We start from the raw sequence: 17,954 nt of genomic DNA on the forward strand, positions 1-17,954 counted from the left end.
GCCCTTTCTTATGAAGCTCGCCCCCGCCCAACTCGCCAAACACCTGCAAGGCGCCCTTGCGCCCGTCTACATCATCAGCGGCGATGACCCGCTGCTGTGCCAAGAAGCGGCCGACGCCATCCGCACGACTGCCCGTCAGCAGGGATTCGATGAACGCCAGGTGTTTGCCGCCGACGCCAATTTCGACTGGGGGACCTTGCTGCAAGCCGGTGCCAGCATGTCATTGTTCGCCGAAAAGCGCCTGCTGGAGCTGCGCCTGCCTTCCGGCAAGCCCGGCGACAAAGGCGCCGCCGCGCTTATCGAGTACTGCTCGCGTCCGGCCGACGACACCGTGCTGCTGATCAGCTTGCCGAAACTCGATGGCAGCGCACAGAAAACCAAGTGGGGCAAAGCGCTGGTCGAAGGACAGCAGACCCAGTTCGTGCAGATCTGGCCAGTCGATGTCGCCCAGTTGCCCAGCTGGATCCGCCAACGCCTGTCCCAGGCCGGGCTGTCCGCCAGCCAGGACGCCGTTGAGCTGATCGCAGCACGGGTCGAGGGCAACCTGCTGGCCGCCGCCCAGGAAATCGAAAAGCTCAAACTGATGGCCGAAGGGGGACAGATTACCGTTGAAACCGTGCAGGCGGCAGTGGCCGACAGTGCGCGCTTCGACGTCTTTGGCCTGACCGATGCGGTGCTCAATGGTGAAGCAGCCCATGCATTACGCATGCTTGAAGGCTTGCGCGGCGAAGGCGTCGAGCCGCCGGTGATTCTCTGGGCCCTGGCCCGGGAGCTGCGCCTGCTGGCCAATATTTCCCTGCAATACAGCCAGGGGACGCCGCTGGACAAGGCCTTCAGCCAGGCCAAGCCCCCGGTCTGGGACAAACGTAAACCGTTGATGAGCAAAGCCCTGCAACGCTACTCGGCACAACGCTGGGCGCAACTGCTGCTGGAAGCGCAACGCATCGACGCGCAGATCAAGGGCCAGGCGGCGGGTTCGCCGTGGATGAGCTTGAGCCGGTTGACGTTGTTGATGGCCGGCCAGAGATTGTCGTTGCCCGCCGAGTAAATCAAAAGATCGCAGCCTGCGGCAGCTCCTACAAGTGAACGCAATCCCCTGTAGGAGCTGCCGCAGGCTGCGATCTTTTGATCTTTCTTCCCACAAACCCGACCGACCTCTGCCCTATAGACAGAACCCCGACTTCGGCAGATTATTTCCCCCCGCAAAACCCACCTACCCGTGAGACCCGACCATGAGCAAAAAGCCATCAACGCATGGCCCCAACAAGGCCAAATCCATCATCGCCCAGCCATTGTTCCGCAGCCGCCAGGAACGTCCCGCCAAGGGCAAAGGCAGTTACCGCCGCGAAGCCTTCCAGTCTGACAACTGGGAGGCTTCTTACTTTCTGGCTGCGTAAAGCAGAACACCCCTTCAACATGTTAAGGTCTGTACCTGATTCGTACTCCCTGGACCCGTGCATGCCCTTTTGTCTTCCCCGTCGTTGGCACCTACGCCAATTGATCGCTGCCTCCAGCCTTGTTTTGCTTGTCGCCTGTGCGGAAAAACCGACCGCAGCCGACGCTCAGCCGCTTCAGACGCTTCCTGTCGCCACCGCCCCAGCGGTTGTTCCGCCTGTGGTTCCGACGGGTGAGAACCTCGACATCCAGCCAACCCAGACCTTCGCCGAATGGCAGGCAGGTTTCCGCAAGGATGCCCTGGCCGCGGGTATCCGAGCCGATCTGTTTGATCGCGCTTTCGCCAATGTCAGCTTCGACCCCAGCGTGATTAGTGCCGACCGCAGCCAACCGGAATTCGCAAAACCGGTGTGGGAATACCTCGATGGCGCCCTGTCGCCGCTGCGGGTACGTAAAGGCCAGTCGCTGGTCAACCAGTACGCCGACGTCCTGCAAAGCATCGAACAGCGTTATGGCGTTGATCGTCAGGCGCTGGTAGCTGTGTGGGGCATGGAAAGCAACTTTGGCCAGTTCCAGGGCAACAAGTCGGTGATCAACTCGCTGGCGACCCTGGCCTACGAAGGCCGTCGCCCCGGTTTCGCCCACGCGCAATTGATTGCTGCCCTGCAAATCCTGCAACAAGGCGATATCGAGCCCGAGAAGATGCTGGGATCCTGGGCCGGCGCCATGGGCCAGACCCAGTTCATCCCGACCACCTACAACACCCATGCCGTGGACTTCGATGGTGACGGGCGTCGCGATATCTGGAGCAGCTCGGCCGATGCCCTGGCGTCTACCGCGCACTACCTGCAGAGTTCTGGCTGGCAGAGAGGCCAGCCATGGGGCTTTGAAGTCCAGCTGCCGAGCGGGTTCAACTACCTGCTGGCCGACGGCACGATTCGCAAGAGCGTCGCTGAATGGCGGCAACTGGGCATTACCCTGCCCAACGGTGGCCAGGTCCCGGCCGACTCCGAGCAGTTGTCCGCCGCCCTGCTGCTGCCGGCCGGTTACCGTGGCCCGGCGTTCCTGGTGCTCGATAACTTCCGGGCAATCCTCAAGTACAACAACTCGTCGTCCTACGCCCTGGGGGTGAGCTTGTTGTCCGAACGCTTCAATGGTGCGGGCTTGATCAGTGGCACATGGCCAAAGGATGACCTGCCACTGAGCCGTACCGAGCGGATCGAGCTGCAAAACCTGTTGAGCGCACAAAACTACGACGCCGGCACCGCCGACGGGATCATCGGCGCCAACACCCGCAAGGCGATCCGCAGCGCCCAGCAGTCGTTTGGCTGGCCAGCGGATGGGTATCCGACGCACAAGTTGCTGGAAGGGTTGCGTAACCGCTAAAAGCAAAAGATCGCAGCCTTCGGCAGCTCCTACGGGTGTACACAAAACCCCGTAGGAGCTGCCGCAGGCTGCGATCTTTTCGAGATGTTCGCGTCTTACCTGATTACCACATCCTGCTCCAACATCAATTCCTGATTCCCCGCATCCAGCCTGACCAACGCCCCCATGGGCAGCGTCAGATTCGGGTCGCAATGCCCACTTCGCCACCCGGACAACACCGGAATCTTCAATGGCGCGAAGGTCTGTTTGAGCAACCTGTCCAGCGCGGCCACCTCCACCCCCGCCACATCCCCGACCAACACGCCGCGCAGCTTGTGCAACGTGCCTGCCAGCCGCAGTTGGGTCAGCAACCGGTCGATGCGATACAGCGGCTCGTTGATGTCCTCGATCAACAGAATGACGCCCTCCGCATCAATCTCGTAGGGCGTACCCATGGTCGCGGCGATCATGGCCAGATTGCCACCGAGCAAGCGCCCATGAGCGACGCCCGGCTCGATCGTGGTCAGCGGGTAGGCCACCGGATGAGCCAGCACCGAGCCCGCCCTCACCTGCCCGCGCAGCATGTTGAAAAAGGAAGACTCCGTTGGTATTTGCTTGCCACCCAGCAGGTCGGCGTTGAGCAACGGGCCATGAAATGTCACGAAGCCGGCATAACGACTGATTGCCAAATGCACGGCAGTGATGTCGCTGTAGCCGATGAATGGCTTGGCGTTGTCGCGCAGCAATTGGAAATCGACGCGATCAAGCAACCGGGGGGTGCCGTAACCTCCGCGCAGGCAGATGATGGCATCGACTTCACGATCCGCGAACGCAGCGTGCAGGTCATTGAGCCTCACGTCGTCGCTGCCGGCCAGGTAGCCATCTTTCTCGTAGACCCCGGGAAACACTTTCAGTGAGTAGCCTCGGGCACACATCCATTGCACCGCCTTGTCGGTGTCCAGCGTCGCGGGACCGGCGGGTGCGATAACGCCGATCCTGCCTTCCGACGGCAGTGCCGGGACGGGAGCATGAGGGCAAAGGGTGTGGGTCGGTCGAGCGGTCATCCGTGAATCTCCCTGGGTGAGAACTTCAGCACACAGTAGTCAGGAACGGGGACAAACTGAAGAGGGTCAGTCGCCCCGCAGGTTGCAGGAAAAAGCGGCCAGCGCCGTAGGCCAGGCAAAAAAACGCCCGCAAGGCTGAATACCGTGCGGGCGTTTTTCATTTCCGTGCGCAGATCAGGACGACATCAGCTCGGCCTTGACCAGCTTGGCCTGCTCGTCGGCGTGATACGAGGAGCGCACCAACGGACCCGAGGCAACGTTCTTGAAGCCCATCTTGTAACCTTCCTCGGCGAACCAGGCGAAGGTGTCCGGGTGCACGAAGCGTTGCACCGGCAAGTGGCTGCGGGACGGTTGCAGGTACTGGCCCAGGGTCAGCATGTCGATGTCGTGCTCGCGCATGCGCTTCATGACTTCGATGACTTCTTCGTCGGTCTCGCCCAGGCCCAGCATCAAGCCGGATTTGGTCGGAATGTGCGGCATCATCTGCTTGAAGCGTTGCAGCAGGGTCAGCGACCACTGGTAGTCCGAACCCGGACGCGCAGCCTTGTACAGGCGCGGCACGGTTTCCAGGTTGTGGTTGAACACATCCGGCGGCTCGGCGGCAGTGATTTCCAGGGCGATGTCCATGCGGCCACGGTAGTCCGGAACCAGGGTTTCGAGCTGCACGTTCGGCGACAGCTTGCGGATTTCGCGGATGCAGTCGGCAAAGTGCTGGGCACCACCGTCGCGCAGGTCGTCGCGGTCCACCGAGGTGATCACCACGTACTTCAGGCGCAGGTCGGCAATGGCGATGGCCAGGCTTTCCGGTTCGTTGACGTCCAGTGGCTTCGGACGGCCGTGGCCGACGTCGCAGAACGGGCAACGACGGGTGCAGATGTCACCCATGATCATGAAGGTCGCGGTGCCGCCCGAGAAGCATTCGCCCAGGTTCGGGCAGGACGCTTCTTCACACACGCTGTGCAGCTTGTGCTTGCGCAGCAGGGCCTTGATGCGGTCGACTTCCGGCGAAACCGGGATGCGCACACGAATCCAGTCCGGCTTCTTCGGCAGTTCGGTAGTCGGAATGATCTTCACCGGGATGCGTGCAACCTTTTCGGCGCCGCGCAGCTTGACGCCGGCTTCAACCTTGGGACGCGGGGCCGGGCGCTCGGTGACATCGAGCGTCGGGATCATGGTTTGCACTGCATCAGTAGTCATATCAGTCGATTCCGCCCGTGAGGGTCGTCTGCTCAGCATAGTCGAGGTGTTTGACGAGCTGCGCGCGCAGCCGGGCACTTACCTCGGCAAATTCAATCGATCCTGCGTGATCGCTCAGCTGGGTCATCGCCAGCCCGGCGTAGCCGCAGGGATTAATCCGTCGAAACGGTTCCAGGTTCATGTCCACGTTCAAGGCCAGGCCATGAAAGGAACAGCCATGGCGGATCCGCAGACCCAGGGAGGCGATTTTCGCCCCGTCGACGTAGACACCCGGTGCATCGGGCTTGGCCGCGGCGGTGACACCGTAACTGGCCAACAGCTCGATCAGGCATTGCTCCATCCGGCTGACCAGATCGCGCACGCCAAACCCGAGCCTGCGTACGTCCAGCAGCAGATAAGCCACCAACTGACCGGGGCCGTGGTAGGTCACCTGCCCCCCACGGTCGACCTGCACCACCGGAATGTCACCGGGAAGCAGCAGGTGTTCGGCCTTGCCGGCCTGGCCCTGGGTGAACACCGCCGGGTGTTCCACCAGCCAGACCTCGTCGGCAACATCAGTGCCGCGTTCGTTGGTAAAGCGTTGCATGGCATGCCAGACCGGCTCGTAAGCCATCTGGCCGAGCTCGCGAAAGCCCAGCGTGCCGGACATCACAGCACCATGTGCACGAAACCGGTGGCCCGCAGTTCGCTGTTGATGTTGTACAGCTGGTCCTGGTCGGTCGCGACGATGTGCAACTGAATGGTGGTGTATTTGCCGTTGCTACTCTGGCGCTCGTCAACACGCTCATCGTTGATCTTGGCGTGCTTGCGGACGATGTCGATGATCTTGTCCTTGTTGCCCACGCCGGTGTCGCTGATCACCTTGACTGGATAATCAGTGGCAGGGAATTCGATCTTTGGCGCCTTTACTTCGGTATCGGTCATGGCGTAACGGCCTCGTAAGCGTAAGCCGTGGCGACGGCAAAGCCCCGCGCCGGATCAGCACGGGGCCTTGCAGGAGCACACTATCAGTTGAACAAGCCGTAGAAGAATAGACGGATGCTATCCCACATGCGACGGAAGATACCACCCTCTTCGACGCCATCCAGAGCGATCAGGTCGGCGCTGTGCACCACCTTGTCTTCCAGTTTGACTTCCACTTTACCGATCACGTCGCCCTTGGCGATTGGCGCAATCAGTTGCGGGTTCATGGTCATGCTGGCGGCGAGCTTTTTCAGCTGGCCTTTCGGCAGGGTCATGGTCAGGTCTTCAGCCAGACCGGCCTTGACCTGGTTGGTGGCGCCTTTCCAGACAGGTGCCTGGGCCAACTCGGTACCCTTCTGGTAGAAAGTCTGGGTTTCGAAGAAACGGAAACCGTAGGTCAGCAACTTCTGGGTTTCGGCGGCACGGGCCACTTCGCTGTTGGTGCCGAACACCACGGCGATCAGACGCATGCCATCACGTACGGCCGAGGACACCATGCAGTAGCCGGCTTCGTCGGTGTGACCGGTCTTCAAGCCGTCGACGGTCTTGTCGCGCCACAGCAGCAGGTTACGGTTGGGTTGCTTGATGCCGTTCCAGAAGAACTCTTTCTGCGAGTAGATCGCGTAGTGAGCCGGGTCTTCGTGGATGATCGCGCGGGCCAGCACAGCCATGTCGTGAGCCGACGAATAGTGCTCAGGATTCGGCAGACCGGTCGGGTTCATGAAGTGGCTGTTGGTCATGCCCAGGTCGCCAACGGTTTTGTTCATCATGTCGGCGAAGGCGTCTTCGCTGCCGGCGATGTGCTCGGAGAGCGCGACGCTGGCGTCGTTGCCCGACTGGATGATGATGCCGTGCAGCAGGTCGCTGACGGTGACTTGCGAACCCACCTTGATGAACATCCGCGAACCACCGGTGCGCCAGGCGTTTTCGCTGACAGTCACCGGGTCGTTTTCACCGATCTGGCCACGACGGATTTCCAGGGTCGCAATGTACGCGGTCATCAGCTTGGTCAGGCTGGCCGGTGGCAGACGCTGGTCACCATTGTTTTCGACCAGCACGTTGCCGCTGCTGGCATCCATGAGCACGTAGGCCTTGGCGGCCAATTGTGGTGGCGAAGGCATCATCTCGACCGCAAATGCAGCGGGTGAGAGAAGCAGCGGTACTAACAGGAACAGGCGTTTGGCAAAGGTGGTGATGTTCATCCGTCTCTCGAAATCGCTAATGGAAACTGCCCGAAGGCAAAACTAATCAGATGACTTTCTAACGAGTCATCGCGTGTTCAGTTGCTCACTCCAATCACCCTTTGCCGGGCTTTTGTTCTTCGAAGAGCCAACAACCTGGTTCACCCCCCAAAACCGCAGATGAACCGTCAATCAAGTCCTACGTATTACTCAGTCACAACGCTCGGCGAACCGAGATTGGCCAGGCGCACACTGTTCTGCACCTGCTGGATTTCACCCGGCGATCCGATCGGGCCCAGGCGAACCCGATGCAGGGTTTGCTGATTGCGCACGATCGAGCTGATGAACACCGGAGCGCTCACCATCCCGCTGAGCTTGGATCTCAGGAGTTCTGCAGCGTCCGGGTTGGCGAACGCGCCCACCTGCAGATACTGGCCAGAGGCTGGTACAGAAGCGTTTTTTTTTGCATCGAGCTGAACCGGCACGACCGCAGCGGCGTGTTGCTGCGGCGGAGGTGTCCATTGCTCGACGGTGCCGGCCGAAGCCGTGATCACCGGGGCGCTATTCTGCGCGACTTTCGGTTCGTTGAGCATTAATGGTGCCGGACGGCCTTTGGCCGCCCAATACGCCTGTGGATCGATGCCTTCGACCTTGACCCGTGCCGTGCCGGTTTCGGCGTAACCGAGCTTCTTCGCGGCAGCGTAGGACAAGTCGATGATCCGGTCCGAGTAGAACGGACCGCGGTCGTTGACTCGCAGGATCACGCTCTTGTTGTTGTCCAGGTTGGTCACCCGGACGTAACTCGGCAGTGGCAATGTCTTGTGCGCGGCACTCATGCCGTACAGGTCATACACTTCGCCGTTGGCGGTGTTCTGACCGTGGAACTTGGTGCCGTACCAGGACGCCGTACCCGACTGCACGTAGGTCTTGGATTCTTGCAGCGGGAAGTAAGTCTTCCCCAGCACAGTGTACGGGTTGGCCTTGTACGGGCCGGTGTGCAGGGTCGGCGTGGCGTCCGGGATACGCGAAACATCGACGTCCCACCATGGCGCGCCATCCTTGTGGGCGCGGTTGATGTCCAGCCCCGGCGTCGTGCGCACGGTGGTGGTGGGCTTCTGGGCCGGCGCACGGCTGGTCGAACAACTGGCGACCAGCACTGCCAGCGCGGCGCATGCCATCAGCTTCAGGGGTTTATTGATAGGCAATGCCCGCATTACTTGACGCCCCGTGCTTGGACCAGCTGTTCAGACAGTTGATGTACGGCCATGGCGTACATCACGCTGCGGTTATAACGCGTGATCGCGTAAAAATTCTTCAGGCCCATCCAGTACTCGGGGCCATTGTCGCCTTCCAGGCGGAAAGCAGTAACCGGCATATCATCGCGCAGCGCATCATGACTTGACCACCCCAGGGCTCGCAACTCCCCGACGGTTTTCGTCGGTTCGATGCCTGCGGTCAAACCTTCGTCAACCTGATCGCCACGGACATCGGCGCGGCTGACCACCGGTTCGCCGGCGACCCAGCCATGACGCTTGAAGTAACTGGCGACACTGCCGATGGCATCGTCCGGGTTGGTCCAGATGTTGATATGGCCATCACCGTCGAAATCGACCGCATAGGCGCGGAAACTGCTCGGCATGAATTGCGGCAAGCCCATTGCGCCAGCGTAGGAGCCTTTGAGCGTCAACGGATCGACCTGCTCTTCGCGGGCCAGCAGCAGGAACTCACGCAATTCCTTGCGGAAAAACTCGGCACGGGGAGGATAGTCGAAACCCAGGGTCGACAAGGCATCGATCACCCGGAAATTTCCGGTATTACGGCCGAAAAAGGTTTCAACGCCGATGATCGAGACAATCACCTGGGCCGGCACGCCGTATTCCTGCTCGGCACGGGCCAGCACCGCTTCGTGCTGACGCCAGAAGTCCACCCCGCGGGCGATGCGCGCATCGGTGATGAACATCGGGCGATACTCGCTCCACTGCTTGACCCGTTCGGCGGGTTTCGAGATGGCGTCCAGAATCGACTGCTTGCGCTCGGCTTCGCGGAACACGCCCATCAATTGTTCACCGGCGAAACCGTAGTCGCGGGTCATTTCACCGACGAATTCGGCCACCTGGGGTGAGCCTTCGTAGTCGCCGGCCAACGCGTCCTGCACGCTGCCAAGGATGCTTACCAGGCCGACCCATGGCGCAAATCGAGTCGCCCAGCCACGCATTACTTGCATTGAAAATTTCACCTTATTCAAACCTGCGCGATCCACTTGCGATGGGTATGGATCGACATCAAAACCCCAAACGCTGACAGCAGCGTCACCAGCGAAGTTCCTCCGTAGCTAATGAACGGCAACGGCACCCCCACCACCGGCAACAGGCCACTGACCATACCGATGTTGACGAAAACATAAACAAAAAACGTCATGGTCAGGCTGCCCGCGAGCAACTTGCCGAACAATGTCTGCGCCTGGGCGGTAATCACCAGGCCGCGGCCGATCAACAGCAGGTAGATCAGCAGCAGCGCACAGATCCCTACCAGGCCGAACTCTTCACCCAGCACGGCAATGATGAAGTCGGTATGGCTTTCCGGCAGGAAGTCCAGGTGCGACTGGGTGCCCAGCAACCACCCTTTGCCGAACACACCACCGGAGCCGATGGCGGCCTTGGACTGGATGATGTTCCAGCCCGTGCCGAGCGGATCGCTCTCCGGGTCGAGGAATGTCAGGATTCGCTGCTTCTGGTAGTCGTGCATGATGAAGAACCACATGGCAACCGCCACGGGAACGGCGGCAGCCAGCACGCTGAGGATCCAGCGCCAGCGCAAGCCCCCCATGAACAGCACGAAAGCGCCGCCGGCCAGGATCAGCAGCGAAGTGCCAAGGTCCGGTTGCCGCACGATCAGAATGAACGGCACGCCGATCAGCATCAGGCTGACGCCCACATGCTTGAGCTGGGGCGGCAAGGTGCGTTTGGACAAATACCAGGCGATAGTCGCTGGCATCAGGATCTTCATGAACTCCGAGGGCTGGAAGCGGATCACCCCGGGAATGTTGATCCAGCGGGTGGCGCCCATGGCGTTGTGGCCCATGATGTCCACCACCAGCAACAGCATCACCCCAACCACGTAGCCCAGCGGCACCCAGCGCGCCATGAAGCGCGGCTCGAACTGGGCGATGACGATCATCGACACCAGGCCGATGCCGAACGAAGTCGCCTGCTTGCCCAGTAGATCCCAGCTCTTGCCACTGGCCGAATACAGCACGAACAGGCTGCCGGCGGCGAGGGTCAGCAGCAGGATCAGCAGCGGGCCGTCGATGTGCAGGCGTTGCAGCAGCGTCGCACGGCGACGCATCACATCCTCACTGGAGAGCATGCGATCGAAGTTATTCATCACGGGCGGTAGCCTCTGCACTGATAGGGCTGGCGTATTCGGGCTTCAACCGACCGTCCTGGTCCAGGAGCCAGGCATCCATGACTTGACGCACCACTGGCGCAGCGACACCGGAACCGGACTCGCCGTTCTCGACCATCACCGACACCACGATTTTCGGATCGTCGGCCGGCGCGAAGCCGACGAACAAGGCGTGGTCGCGATGGCGCTCCTGAACCTTGGAACGGTCATACTTCTCACCCTGTTTGATCGCGACCACCTGGGCCGTACCCGACTTGCCGGCGATTCGGTATTGCGCACCGATCGAGGCTTTGCGCGCCGTACCACGGGCACCATGCATAACCTGCTGCATGCCGTGGTTGACCTTGGTCCAGTCCGACGGGTCGCGCAGGATGATGTCCGGCATCGGATTCTCATCCACCGGCTTCACACCCTCGATGGTCTTGGCCAGGTGTGGACGATTCCAGATGCCTTTGTTGGCCACCAGCGCGGTGGCCTGGGCCAACTGCAACGGAGTCGACTGCATATAGCCCTGGCCGATCCCCAGAATCAGCGTCTCGCCCGGGAACCATGCCTGGCGACGGGTCGCACGCTTCCATTCGCGGGACGGCATCAGCCCCGGCGACTCTTCGAACATGTCCAGGGAGACTTTCTGGCCAATGCCGAACTTGGTCATGTACGCCGACAGCCGATCGATCCCCAGCTTGTGCGCCAGGTCATAGAAGTAGGTGTCGTTGGAACGCATGATCGCTGTGTCGAGGTCGACAAAGCCGTCGCCGGTGCGGTTCCAGTTACGGTATTTGTGATCGTAGTTGGGCAGCATGTAGTAACCGGGGTCGAACACTCGGGTCGATGCCGTCACCACGCCGGCATCCAGACCGGCAATCGCCACCGCGGGCTTGATGGTCGAGCCCGGCGGGTACAGGCCACGCAGCACTCGGTTGAACAGCGGCCGGTCGATGGAGTCGCGCAGCTCGGAATAGGCCTTGAAGCTGATGCCGGTGACGAACAGGTTCGGGTCGAAACTCGGCTGACTGACCATCGCCAGCACTTCGCCGGTTTTCGGGTCCAGCGCGACCACCGCCCCACGACGACCACCGAGCGCAGCTTCGGCGGCCTCCTGCAATTTGATGTCCAGGCTCAGGACGATGTCCTTGCCGGGAATCGGATCGGTACGCTTGAGCACGCGCAGTACACGGCCCCGGGCGTTGGTCTCGACTTCCTCGTAACCCACCTGGCCGTGCAGCTCGGGCTCGTAGAAGCGCTCAATGCCGGTTTTGCCGATGTGGTGGGTGCCGCTGTAGTTGACCGGGTCCAGCGACTTGAGTTCTTTCTCGTTGATCCGCCCCATGTAGCCCACCGAGTGCGCAAAGTGCGCGCCCTGCGGGTAGTGACGAACCAGTTGCGCGACCACTTCCACGCCCGGCAGGCGGAACTGGTTCACGGCAATCCGGGCGATCTGCTCTTCGGTCAGCTCAAACAGGATCGGTACCGGCTCGAACGGCCGGCGCCCCTGACGCATGCGCTTCTCGAAGATCACCCGATCCTCTGGCGTCAGTTCCAGCACTTCGACGATCACGTCGAGCACCTGCTGCCAGTCGCCGGACCGCTCGCGGGTCATGCTCAGGCTGAAGCTGGGCCGGTTATCGGCGATCACCACGCCATTGCGGTCGAAAATCAAGCCACGGGTCGGCGGAATCGGCTGCACATGGACGCGGTTGTTTTCCGACAGGGTCGAGTGATACTCGTACTGGATTACCTGCAGGAAATACAGGCGCGCAATCAGCACGCCAATCAGCGCCACCACTGCAATGGCCCCGAACACGACGCGGCCACGCACCAGACGGGCGTCTTTTTCGTGGTCCTTGATGCGGATCGGCTGGGTCATGAGAGGGCAGAACTACTTGTGGTAAGGGTGACCGGACAGCACGGTCCAGGCACGGTACAACTGTTCGCCGATCAGAATCCGCACCAGCGGGTGCGGCAAGGTCAGCGGCGACAACGACCAGCGCTGGTCAGCCCGGGCACAGACTTCCGGTGCCAGCCCTTCGGGGCCGCCGACCATGAAGTTGACGGTGCGCGAGTCCAACCGCCAGCGATCGAGCTCGACCGCCAGCTGCTCGGTGCTCCAGGGCTTGCCGTGGACTTCGAGGGTGACAACGCGCTCGTTCGGCCCGACCTTGGCCAGCATGGCTTCGCCTTCCTGACGGATGAAGCGGGCCACGTCGGCATTCTTGCCACGGGTATTGAGCGGTATTTCCACCAGTTCCAGCGCCAGCTCGGACGGAAGACGCTTGGCATATTCATGCCAGCCTTCTTCCACCCATTTGGGCATGCGTGAACCGACGGCGATCAGTCGCAGTCGCACAGCGGTCCCTTATTCCTGGTCTTTGTTGAGCTTGTTGAAGTGCTCGTGACCAACTTCAGGGCTGTGGTGCTTGCCATCGGCCGCACGGCTCTGTTCGGCACCTTTCCACAGGCGCTCCAGGTCGTAGAACTGACGGGCGTTGGAAGTCATCATGTGGACGATCACGTCGTCCATGTCCAACAGCACCCAGTCGCTGTCGCCCTTGCCTTCTTCACCCAGCGGCTTGATGCCCAGGGCTTTGACGGCCTCGCGGACCTTGTCCAGCATCGCGCCGATCTGGCGGTTGGAGGTACCGGTGGCGATGATCATGTAGTCAGTGATGCTCTGCTTGTCGCGAACATCAATCACCAGTACGTCCTGGGCCTTGACGTCTTCCAGGGCGGCTACGGCGATCTTGACCAGCTCATCGCCCTTCGGCGGCTCGGCGGCGAGGACCTTTTCCGGCAGCGGGGCGCTCTTGAATGTGCCTTTGCGTTTTACTTTGCTTTCGTTGTTGCTCGTCATATAAAACTCGTTTTGCTCATTTGTTCGGGCGCTTCAATACACGTTGTTGCCACGTGCCTTGAGGCACTCCTATTCAGTTCGACGCACGGTAGAGCCCGTGCGCATCGATGTAGGCCAGGACCGCGTCGGGCACCAGGAAACGTACCGACTTACCGCTGGCCAGCAGTTGACGGATCTGGGTGGCGGATACCGCGAGCGGTGTCTGCCAGACGAATGCAATCTGTCCGCTCGGCCCTTTGAGGGCCAGCGGGTCGCTCACCGAGCGCGCTGCCAGCAGGTTGCGCAAGGCATCCGGCGGTTCGCTGTCGGCATCCGGGCGTTGCAACACCAGGATATGGCAATGCTGGAGCAACTCTTCCCAGCGGTGCCAAGTGGGCAGGCCGCAAAAAGCGTCCCAGCCCAAAAGCAGAAAAACCTGGTCGGATACGGCCAGTTCGGCGCGCATCAGTTCCAGGGTATCAATGGTGTAGGACGGTTTGTCCCGCTGCAATTCGCGGGCGTCCACCACCAACGGTGCCACACCGGCCACCGCGCACTCGACCATTGCCAGTCGGTCTTTTGCCGACACCTGCGGCTTGTCCCGATGGGGCGGCCTGGCACTGGGTGTCAGGCGCAGCTCATCGAGCGCCAGGGTTTCGGCGACTTCCAGCGCACCGCGCAAATGGCCGATGTGCACCGGATCGAACGTTCCGCCCAGCACGCCAATGCGGCGAGGCGCTGGCTCGCTGACGGTGACCGGGGCTGACGGGTCGAAGTCGCCCAAGTCAGACCGGCTCCTGTCCGCGCAGCTGCCCGTCGCCGACCACGATGTACTTCTCGCAGGTCAGTCCTTCGAGGCCCACCGGGCCACGGGCGTGCAGCTTATCAGTAGAAATGCCGATCTCGGCACCCAATCCGTATTCGAAGCCATCGGCGAAGCATGTCGGGGTGTTGATCATCACCGACGACGAGTCGACTTCAGCCACGAAACGCCGGGTGTCGCCCTGGTGTTCGCTGACAATCGAATCGGTGTGGTGGGAGCCGTAACGGTTGATGTGCTCGATGGCCTGCTCCAGGCCGTCAACCACGCGGATCGACAGAATCGGCGCCAGGTACTCGGTGCTCCAGTCTTCCTCGGTGGCCGGCACGGCATCGATGATCGCCCGGGTACGCTCGCAACCGCGCAGCTCGACGCCTTTTTCGCGGAACTGGGCGGCCATCGCGGGCAGGAAATCCTTGGCGACGGTTTGATCCACCAGCAGCGTTTCCATGGCACCGCAGATGCCGTAACGGTAAGTCTTGGCGTTGAACGCGATGCGCTGGGCCTTGGCCAGGTCGGCATGTTCACTCACGTAGACGTGGCAAATGCCGTCCAGATGCTTGATCACCGGGACGCGGGCGTCACGGCTGACACGTTCGATCAGGCCACGACCGCCGCGCGGCACGATGACATCGACGTATTCAGGCATGGTGATCAGCGCGCCAACGGCAGCACGGTCCGTGGTTTCGACCACTTGCACCACGGCGGCGGGCAGATCGGCCTCGGCCAGGCCACGCTGGATGCAGGCGGCGATGGCCCGATTGGAATGAATGGCCTCGGAACCGCCACGCAGGATGGTCGCGTTGCCGGACTTCAGGCACAGGCTGGCGGCATCGATGGTCACGTTCGGCCGCGACTCGTAGATGATTCCGATCACGCCCAGTGGCACGCGCATCTTGCCGACCTGAATACCGGACGGACGGAAACTCATGTCGCGGATCGCGCCGACCGGGTCCGGCAGGGCCGCCACCTGGCGCAGGCCGACGATCATGCCGTCGATACGCGCCGGGGTCAGTGCCAGACGTTCAAGGAGGGCCGGCTCCAGACCATTGGCGCGACCGGCGGCCAGATCCAGTTCATTGGCCGCCGTCAGCTCGGCGCGGGCAGCGTCCAGCGCATTGGCGGCGGCCTGCAGGGCGCGGTTTTTCTGCGCGGTGCTGGCACGGCCGATCACGCGGGAAGCTTCGCGGGCAGCGCGACCCAAGCGGGTCATGTAGTCAAGAACGGACTCAGTCATGGTCTGGCGTTGTCTTTGATAAGGTCTTGGTAAAGAGTAAAGCGGCAGATTATAGCTGTCGCGTCCCGGGACTAACAGCGGTGACGGGCGGATGGTCGAAATGGAGGTGTATTTGCCGACGTTCAGCCGGGATTAAGCTGCAAATTGTTATCATCACGACTCATTCAGCCCTGACAAATGCCGGCCATCATGTCCAATCTGACTGTTCGAGCGTCCGCCATGAGCCTGCCCGCGGGCCTCCCGGACGCGTTTTTCGACCGTGACGCGCAAATTCTGGCCCGGGACTTACTGGGCAAAGTCATTCGCCATCGAGTCGGCGACCTGTGGCTCAGCGCCCGGATCATCGAGACCGAAGCCTATTACTGCGCGGAAAAAGGCAGCCACGCGTCCCTTGGCTACACAGAAAAGCGTAAGGCTTTGTTTCTGGATGGCGGCCACATCTATATGTATTACGCCCGGGGCGGCGACTCCCTTAATTTCAGCGCCCAAGGGCCCGGCAACGCCGTGCTGATCAAGTCCGCCTATCCGTGGGTCGATGAACTGAGCGGGCCGGCCAGCCTGGCGCAGATGCTATTGAACAATCCCGATGCCCAGGGTCACCCTCGCCCGTCGCAAAAGCTCTGCGCCGGGCAAACCCTGCTCTGCAAGGCGCTGGGCCTGAAAGTGCCGGCGTGGGACGCCAAACGCTTCGACCATGAAGTGCTGCTGGTGGAGCATGTCGGCCAGACGCCCGCCCACATCATCCAGACAACGCGCCTGGGCATCCCCCACGGACGCGATGAACACCTGATGTACCGCTTCGTCGACGGAACCTACGCGGCTTACTGCACGCGCAACCCGCTGCGTCGGGGGCAAGTCGAAGGTCGCGATTATTTTGTGCTGTCCTGAAATTGACTCAGACTTGATGCAAACAGAAATCCCCTGTGGGAGCGGGCTTGCCCGCGAAGGCGGCGTGTCAGGCGACACAAATATCGACTGAAAGGGCCCCTTCGCGGGCAAGCCCGCTCCCACAGGGTTCGGCGCCGTTACGAAAATTTGCGTTTGCCCACCAAGGGCCAATTGAATTCAATGGAGTGGTTTTTATGGGCCCATGGCTCGATAGCGTGACCGGATGGTTGGCGGTCAACCCACAATGGCTGGCAGCAGCGGTATTCATCGTAGCCTTTGTGGAATGCCTGGCGATTGCCGGGCTGATCGTTCCCGGCACGGTGTTGCTGTTCGCCGTGGCGGTACTGGCAGGCAGTGGCGCGCTGACGCTCAGTGAGACGCTCTTGCTGGGTTTCGTCGCCGGGGTGCTGGGTGACGTCGTTTCGTATTTTCTGGGGCGGCACTTCCATCAGAACATCCGGCGCCTGCCGGGCTTGCGCCATCATCCGGAATGGATCGCCGGGGCCGAGTCATATTTCCAGCGCTACGGCATCGCCAGCCTGCTGGTTGGGCGCTTTATCGGCCCCCTGCGGCCAATGCTGCCGATGGTGGCCGGAATGTGCGACATGCCTTTCCCGCGCTTCTTCGCTGTCAGCCTGTTGGCCGGCGCGGGTTGGTCGGTGGCTTATCTGATGCCTGGCTGGGCTACGGGCGCGGCAATCCGCTTGCCGTTGCCCGAAGGCTTCTGGCTCCAGGCCGGGGTTGTTGCCGGCAGCATTGCTCTGATGGTCGGCTTGAGCGCGACCAGTAGCCTGCGCCGGCATCGCCGCGCGACGCTGTTCATTACCGGGATGAGTCTTCTGATTCTGGCGGGGCTGTTTATCGGATATTCGCACCTGTCCGCACTCGATCAAGGCGTGATGACGCTGGTGCAGGAGCATCGTAAACCGTTGCTGGATGAAGTGGCGGTGGTCTTCACGCTGATCGGCGAATTCCGCAACATGTTGCTATTCAGTGCGCTGCTGACCGGTTTGCTGCTGCTGATGCGGCAATGGCGGCACGCGATTTTCGCGGGCAGCACACTGCTCTTCACGGCCCTGGCCAATACCGCGACCAAGTACTTTTTCGCGCGCTTGCGCCCCGAAGTCTTGAGCGATCCGCTCACCAGCTACAGCATGCCCAGCGGCCATGCTTCAGGGTCTTTCGCGCTGTTCCTCACACTCGCCGTTCTGGCCGGCCGCGGGCAACCGCCCCGGATGCGCCTGACCTGGTTACTGGTGGGATGCCTGCCCGCACTGGCGATTTCGCTTTCGCGTGTCTACCTCGGTGCGCATTGGCCGACGGATGTATTGGCCGGCGCAATGCTGGCGGCGTGTGTCTGCGGGGCCAGCCTGTGGCTGATCCAGCGCAAGGAACCGCTCAACGCCTTGCCGCCCAAGGTCTGGTGGCTGGTGCTCCCAGCCTTGGTGGCATTGTTCGGGTTCTTCGTGTTGCGGCATTTGCCGCATACGATGTTGAGATATGCTTATTAAGCGCGTTACTTACGCGACACACCAACTTACCCCCCAAAACAATCCCGACCGCACTGACCGGGATTACTTTACAAGCAGGCATTTGATTTTAACCTTTG

General features: G+C 61.4%; 18 protein-coding genes. 5 read left to right on the forward strand and 13 right to left on the reverse strand.

Going from position 1 to position 17,954, the window contains the following annotated elements; genetic code table 11:
* Positions 1–10: 10 nt before the first annotated feature.
* From holA to AC07YV_RS20620, 3 genes are all read left to right on the forward strand, one after another.
* The gene (holA, locus tag AC07YV_RS20610) at positions 11–1,048 is read left to right on the forward strand and encodes a DNA polymerase III subunit delta (RefSeq protein ID WP_102700939.1); all 1,038 of its coding nucleotides are present in this window, start codon (positions 11–13) and stop codon (positions 1,046–1,048) included.
* A 184-nt stretch (positions 1,049–1,232) separates the two neighbouring features.
* A complete protein-coding gene (gene arfA, locus AC07YV_RS20615; RefSeq protein ID WP_015096971.1) occupies positions 1,233–1,397 on the forward strand; it encodes an alternative ribosome rescue factor ArfA in 165 nt (54 codons plus the stop codon).
* A 61-nt stretch (positions 1,398–1,458) separates the two neighbouring features.
* A complete protein-coding gene (locus AC07YV_RS20620; protein ID WP_102700938.1) occupies positions 1,459–2,781 on the forward strand; it encodes a lytic murein transglycosylase in 1,323 nt (440 codons plus the stop codon).
* Positions 2,782–2,876: 95 nt separating this feature from the next.
* On the opposite strand, the gene AC07YV_RS20625 is transcribed toward AC07YV_RS20620, so the two are convergent.
* The 13 genes from AC07YV_RS20625 to AC07YV_RS20685 form a co-directional block, all read right to left on the reverse strand.
* A complete protein-coding gene (locus AC07YV_RS20625; protein ID WP_102700937.1) occupies positions 2,877–3,824 on the reverse strand; it encodes a S66 peptidase family protein in 948 nt (315 codons plus the stop codon).
* Positions 3,825–3,998: 174 nt separating this feature from the next.
* Complete coding sequence (lipA, locus tag AC07YV_RS20630; RefSeq protein WP_162130289.1) at positions 3,999–4,997, reverse strand: lipoyl synthase; 999 nt, start codon at positions 4,995–4,997, stop codon at positions 3,999–4,001.
* Between the two features lie 25 nt (positions 4,998–5,022).
* Entirely contained in the window at positions 5,023–5,670 is a 648-nt protein-coding gene (gene lipB, locus AC07YV_RS20635; protein WP_007975880.1) for a lipoyl(octanoyl) transferase LipB, read from the reverse strand.
* Positions 5,670–5,945, reverse strand: a complete 276-nt coding sequence (locus AC07YV_RS20640) for a DUF493 domain-containing protein (protein WP_056855803.1) — start codon at positions 5,943–5,945, stop codon at positions 5,670–5,672. The genes lipB and AC07YV_RS20640 overlap by 1 nt, the downstream gene beginning before the upstream one ends.
* An 83-nt stretch (positions 5,946–6,028) precedes the next feature.
* Entirely contained in the window at positions 6,029–7,186 is a 1,158-nt protein-coding gene (locus tag AC07YV_RS20645; RefSeq protein ID WP_102700936.1) for a D-alanyl-D-alanine carboxypeptidase family protein, read from the reverse strand.
* Positions 7,187–7,371: 185 nt separating this feature from the next.
* Positions 7,372–8,379 (reverse strand): septal ring lytic transglycosylase RlpA family protein, encoded by a 1,008-nt coding sequence (locus AC07YV_RS20650; RefSeq protein ID WP_102700935.1) that lies wholly within the window; start codon positions 8,377–8,379, stop codon positions 7,372–7,374.
* Positions 8,379–9,389, reverse strand: a complete 1,011-nt coding sequence (gene mltB / locus AC07YV_RS20655; RefSeq protein ID WP_102700934.1) for a lytic murein transglycosylase B — start codon at positions 9,387–9,389, stop codon at positions 8,379–8,381. The genes AC07YV_RS20650 and mltB overlap by 1 nt, the downstream gene beginning before the upstream one ends.
* 17 nt (positions 9,390–9,406) lie before the next feature.
* Positions 9,407–10,510, reverse strand: coding sequence for a rod shape-determining protein RodA (gene rodA, locus AC07YV_RS20660; RefSeq protein WP_102700961.1), 1,104 nt, complete (start codon positions 10,508–10,510; stop codon positions 9,407–9,409).
* A 31-nt stretch (positions 10,511–10,541) separates the two neighbouring features.
* Complete coding sequence (mrdA, locus tag AC07YV_RS20665) at positions 10,542–12,437, reverse strand: penicillin-binding protein 2 (protein WP_102700933.1); 1,896 nt, start codon at positions 12,435–12,437, stop codon at positions 10,542–10,544.
* 12 nt (positions 12,438–12,449) lie between these two features.
* Entirely contained in the window at positions 12,450–12,917 is a 468-nt protein-coding gene (gene rlmH / locus AC07YV_RS20670) for a 23S rRNA (pseudouridine(1915)-N(3))-methyltransferase RlmH (RefSeq protein WP_007937439.1), read from the reverse strand.
* 9 nt (positions 12,918–12,926) lie between these two features.
* Positions 12,927–13,421 (reverse strand): ribosome silencing factor, encoded by a 495-nt coding sequence (gene rsfS / locus AC07YV_RS20675; protein WP_007975896.1) that lies wholly within the window; start codon positions 13,419–13,421, stop codon positions 12,927–12,929.
* A 73-nt stretch (positions 13,422–13,494) separates the two neighbouring features.
* Positions 13,495–14,184 (reverse strand): nicotinate-nucleotide adenylyltransferase, encoded by a 690-nt coding sequence (gene nadD / locus AC07YV_RS20680; protein WP_007975898.1) that lies wholly within the window; start codon positions 14,182–14,184, stop codon positions 13,495–13,497.
* Between the two features lies 1 nt (position 14,185).
* Positions 14,186–15,457 (reverse strand): glutamate-5-semialdehyde dehydrogenase, encoded by a 1,272-nt coding sequence (locus tag AC07YV_RS20685; protein WP_102700932.1) that lies wholly within the window; start codon positions 15,455–15,457, stop codon positions 14,186–14,188.
* Between the two features lie 189 nt (positions 15,458–15,646).
* On the opposite strand from AC07YV_RS20685, the gene AC07YV_RS20690 reads away from it, so the two are divergent.
* Positions 15,647–16,345 carry a DNA-3-methyladenine glycosylase gene (locus tag AC07YV_RS20690; protein WP_102700960.1) on the forward strand — a complete coding sequence of 233 codons (699 nt, stop codon included), beginning with the start codon at positions 15,647–15,649 and terminating at the stop codon, positions 16,343–16,345.
* A gap of 194 nt (positions 16,346–16,539) precedes the next feature.
* The gene (locus AC07YV_RS20695; RefSeq protein ID WP_102700931.1) at positions 16,540–17,856 is read left to right on the forward strand and encodes a bifunctional DedA family/phosphatase PAP2 family protein; all 1,317 of its coding nucleotides are present in this window, start codon (positions 16,540–16,542) and stop codon (positions 17,854–17,856) included.
* Positions 17,857–17,954: the final 98 nt, after the last annotated feature.

Source organism: Pseudomonas sp. GW456-E7, assembly GCF_059424105.1.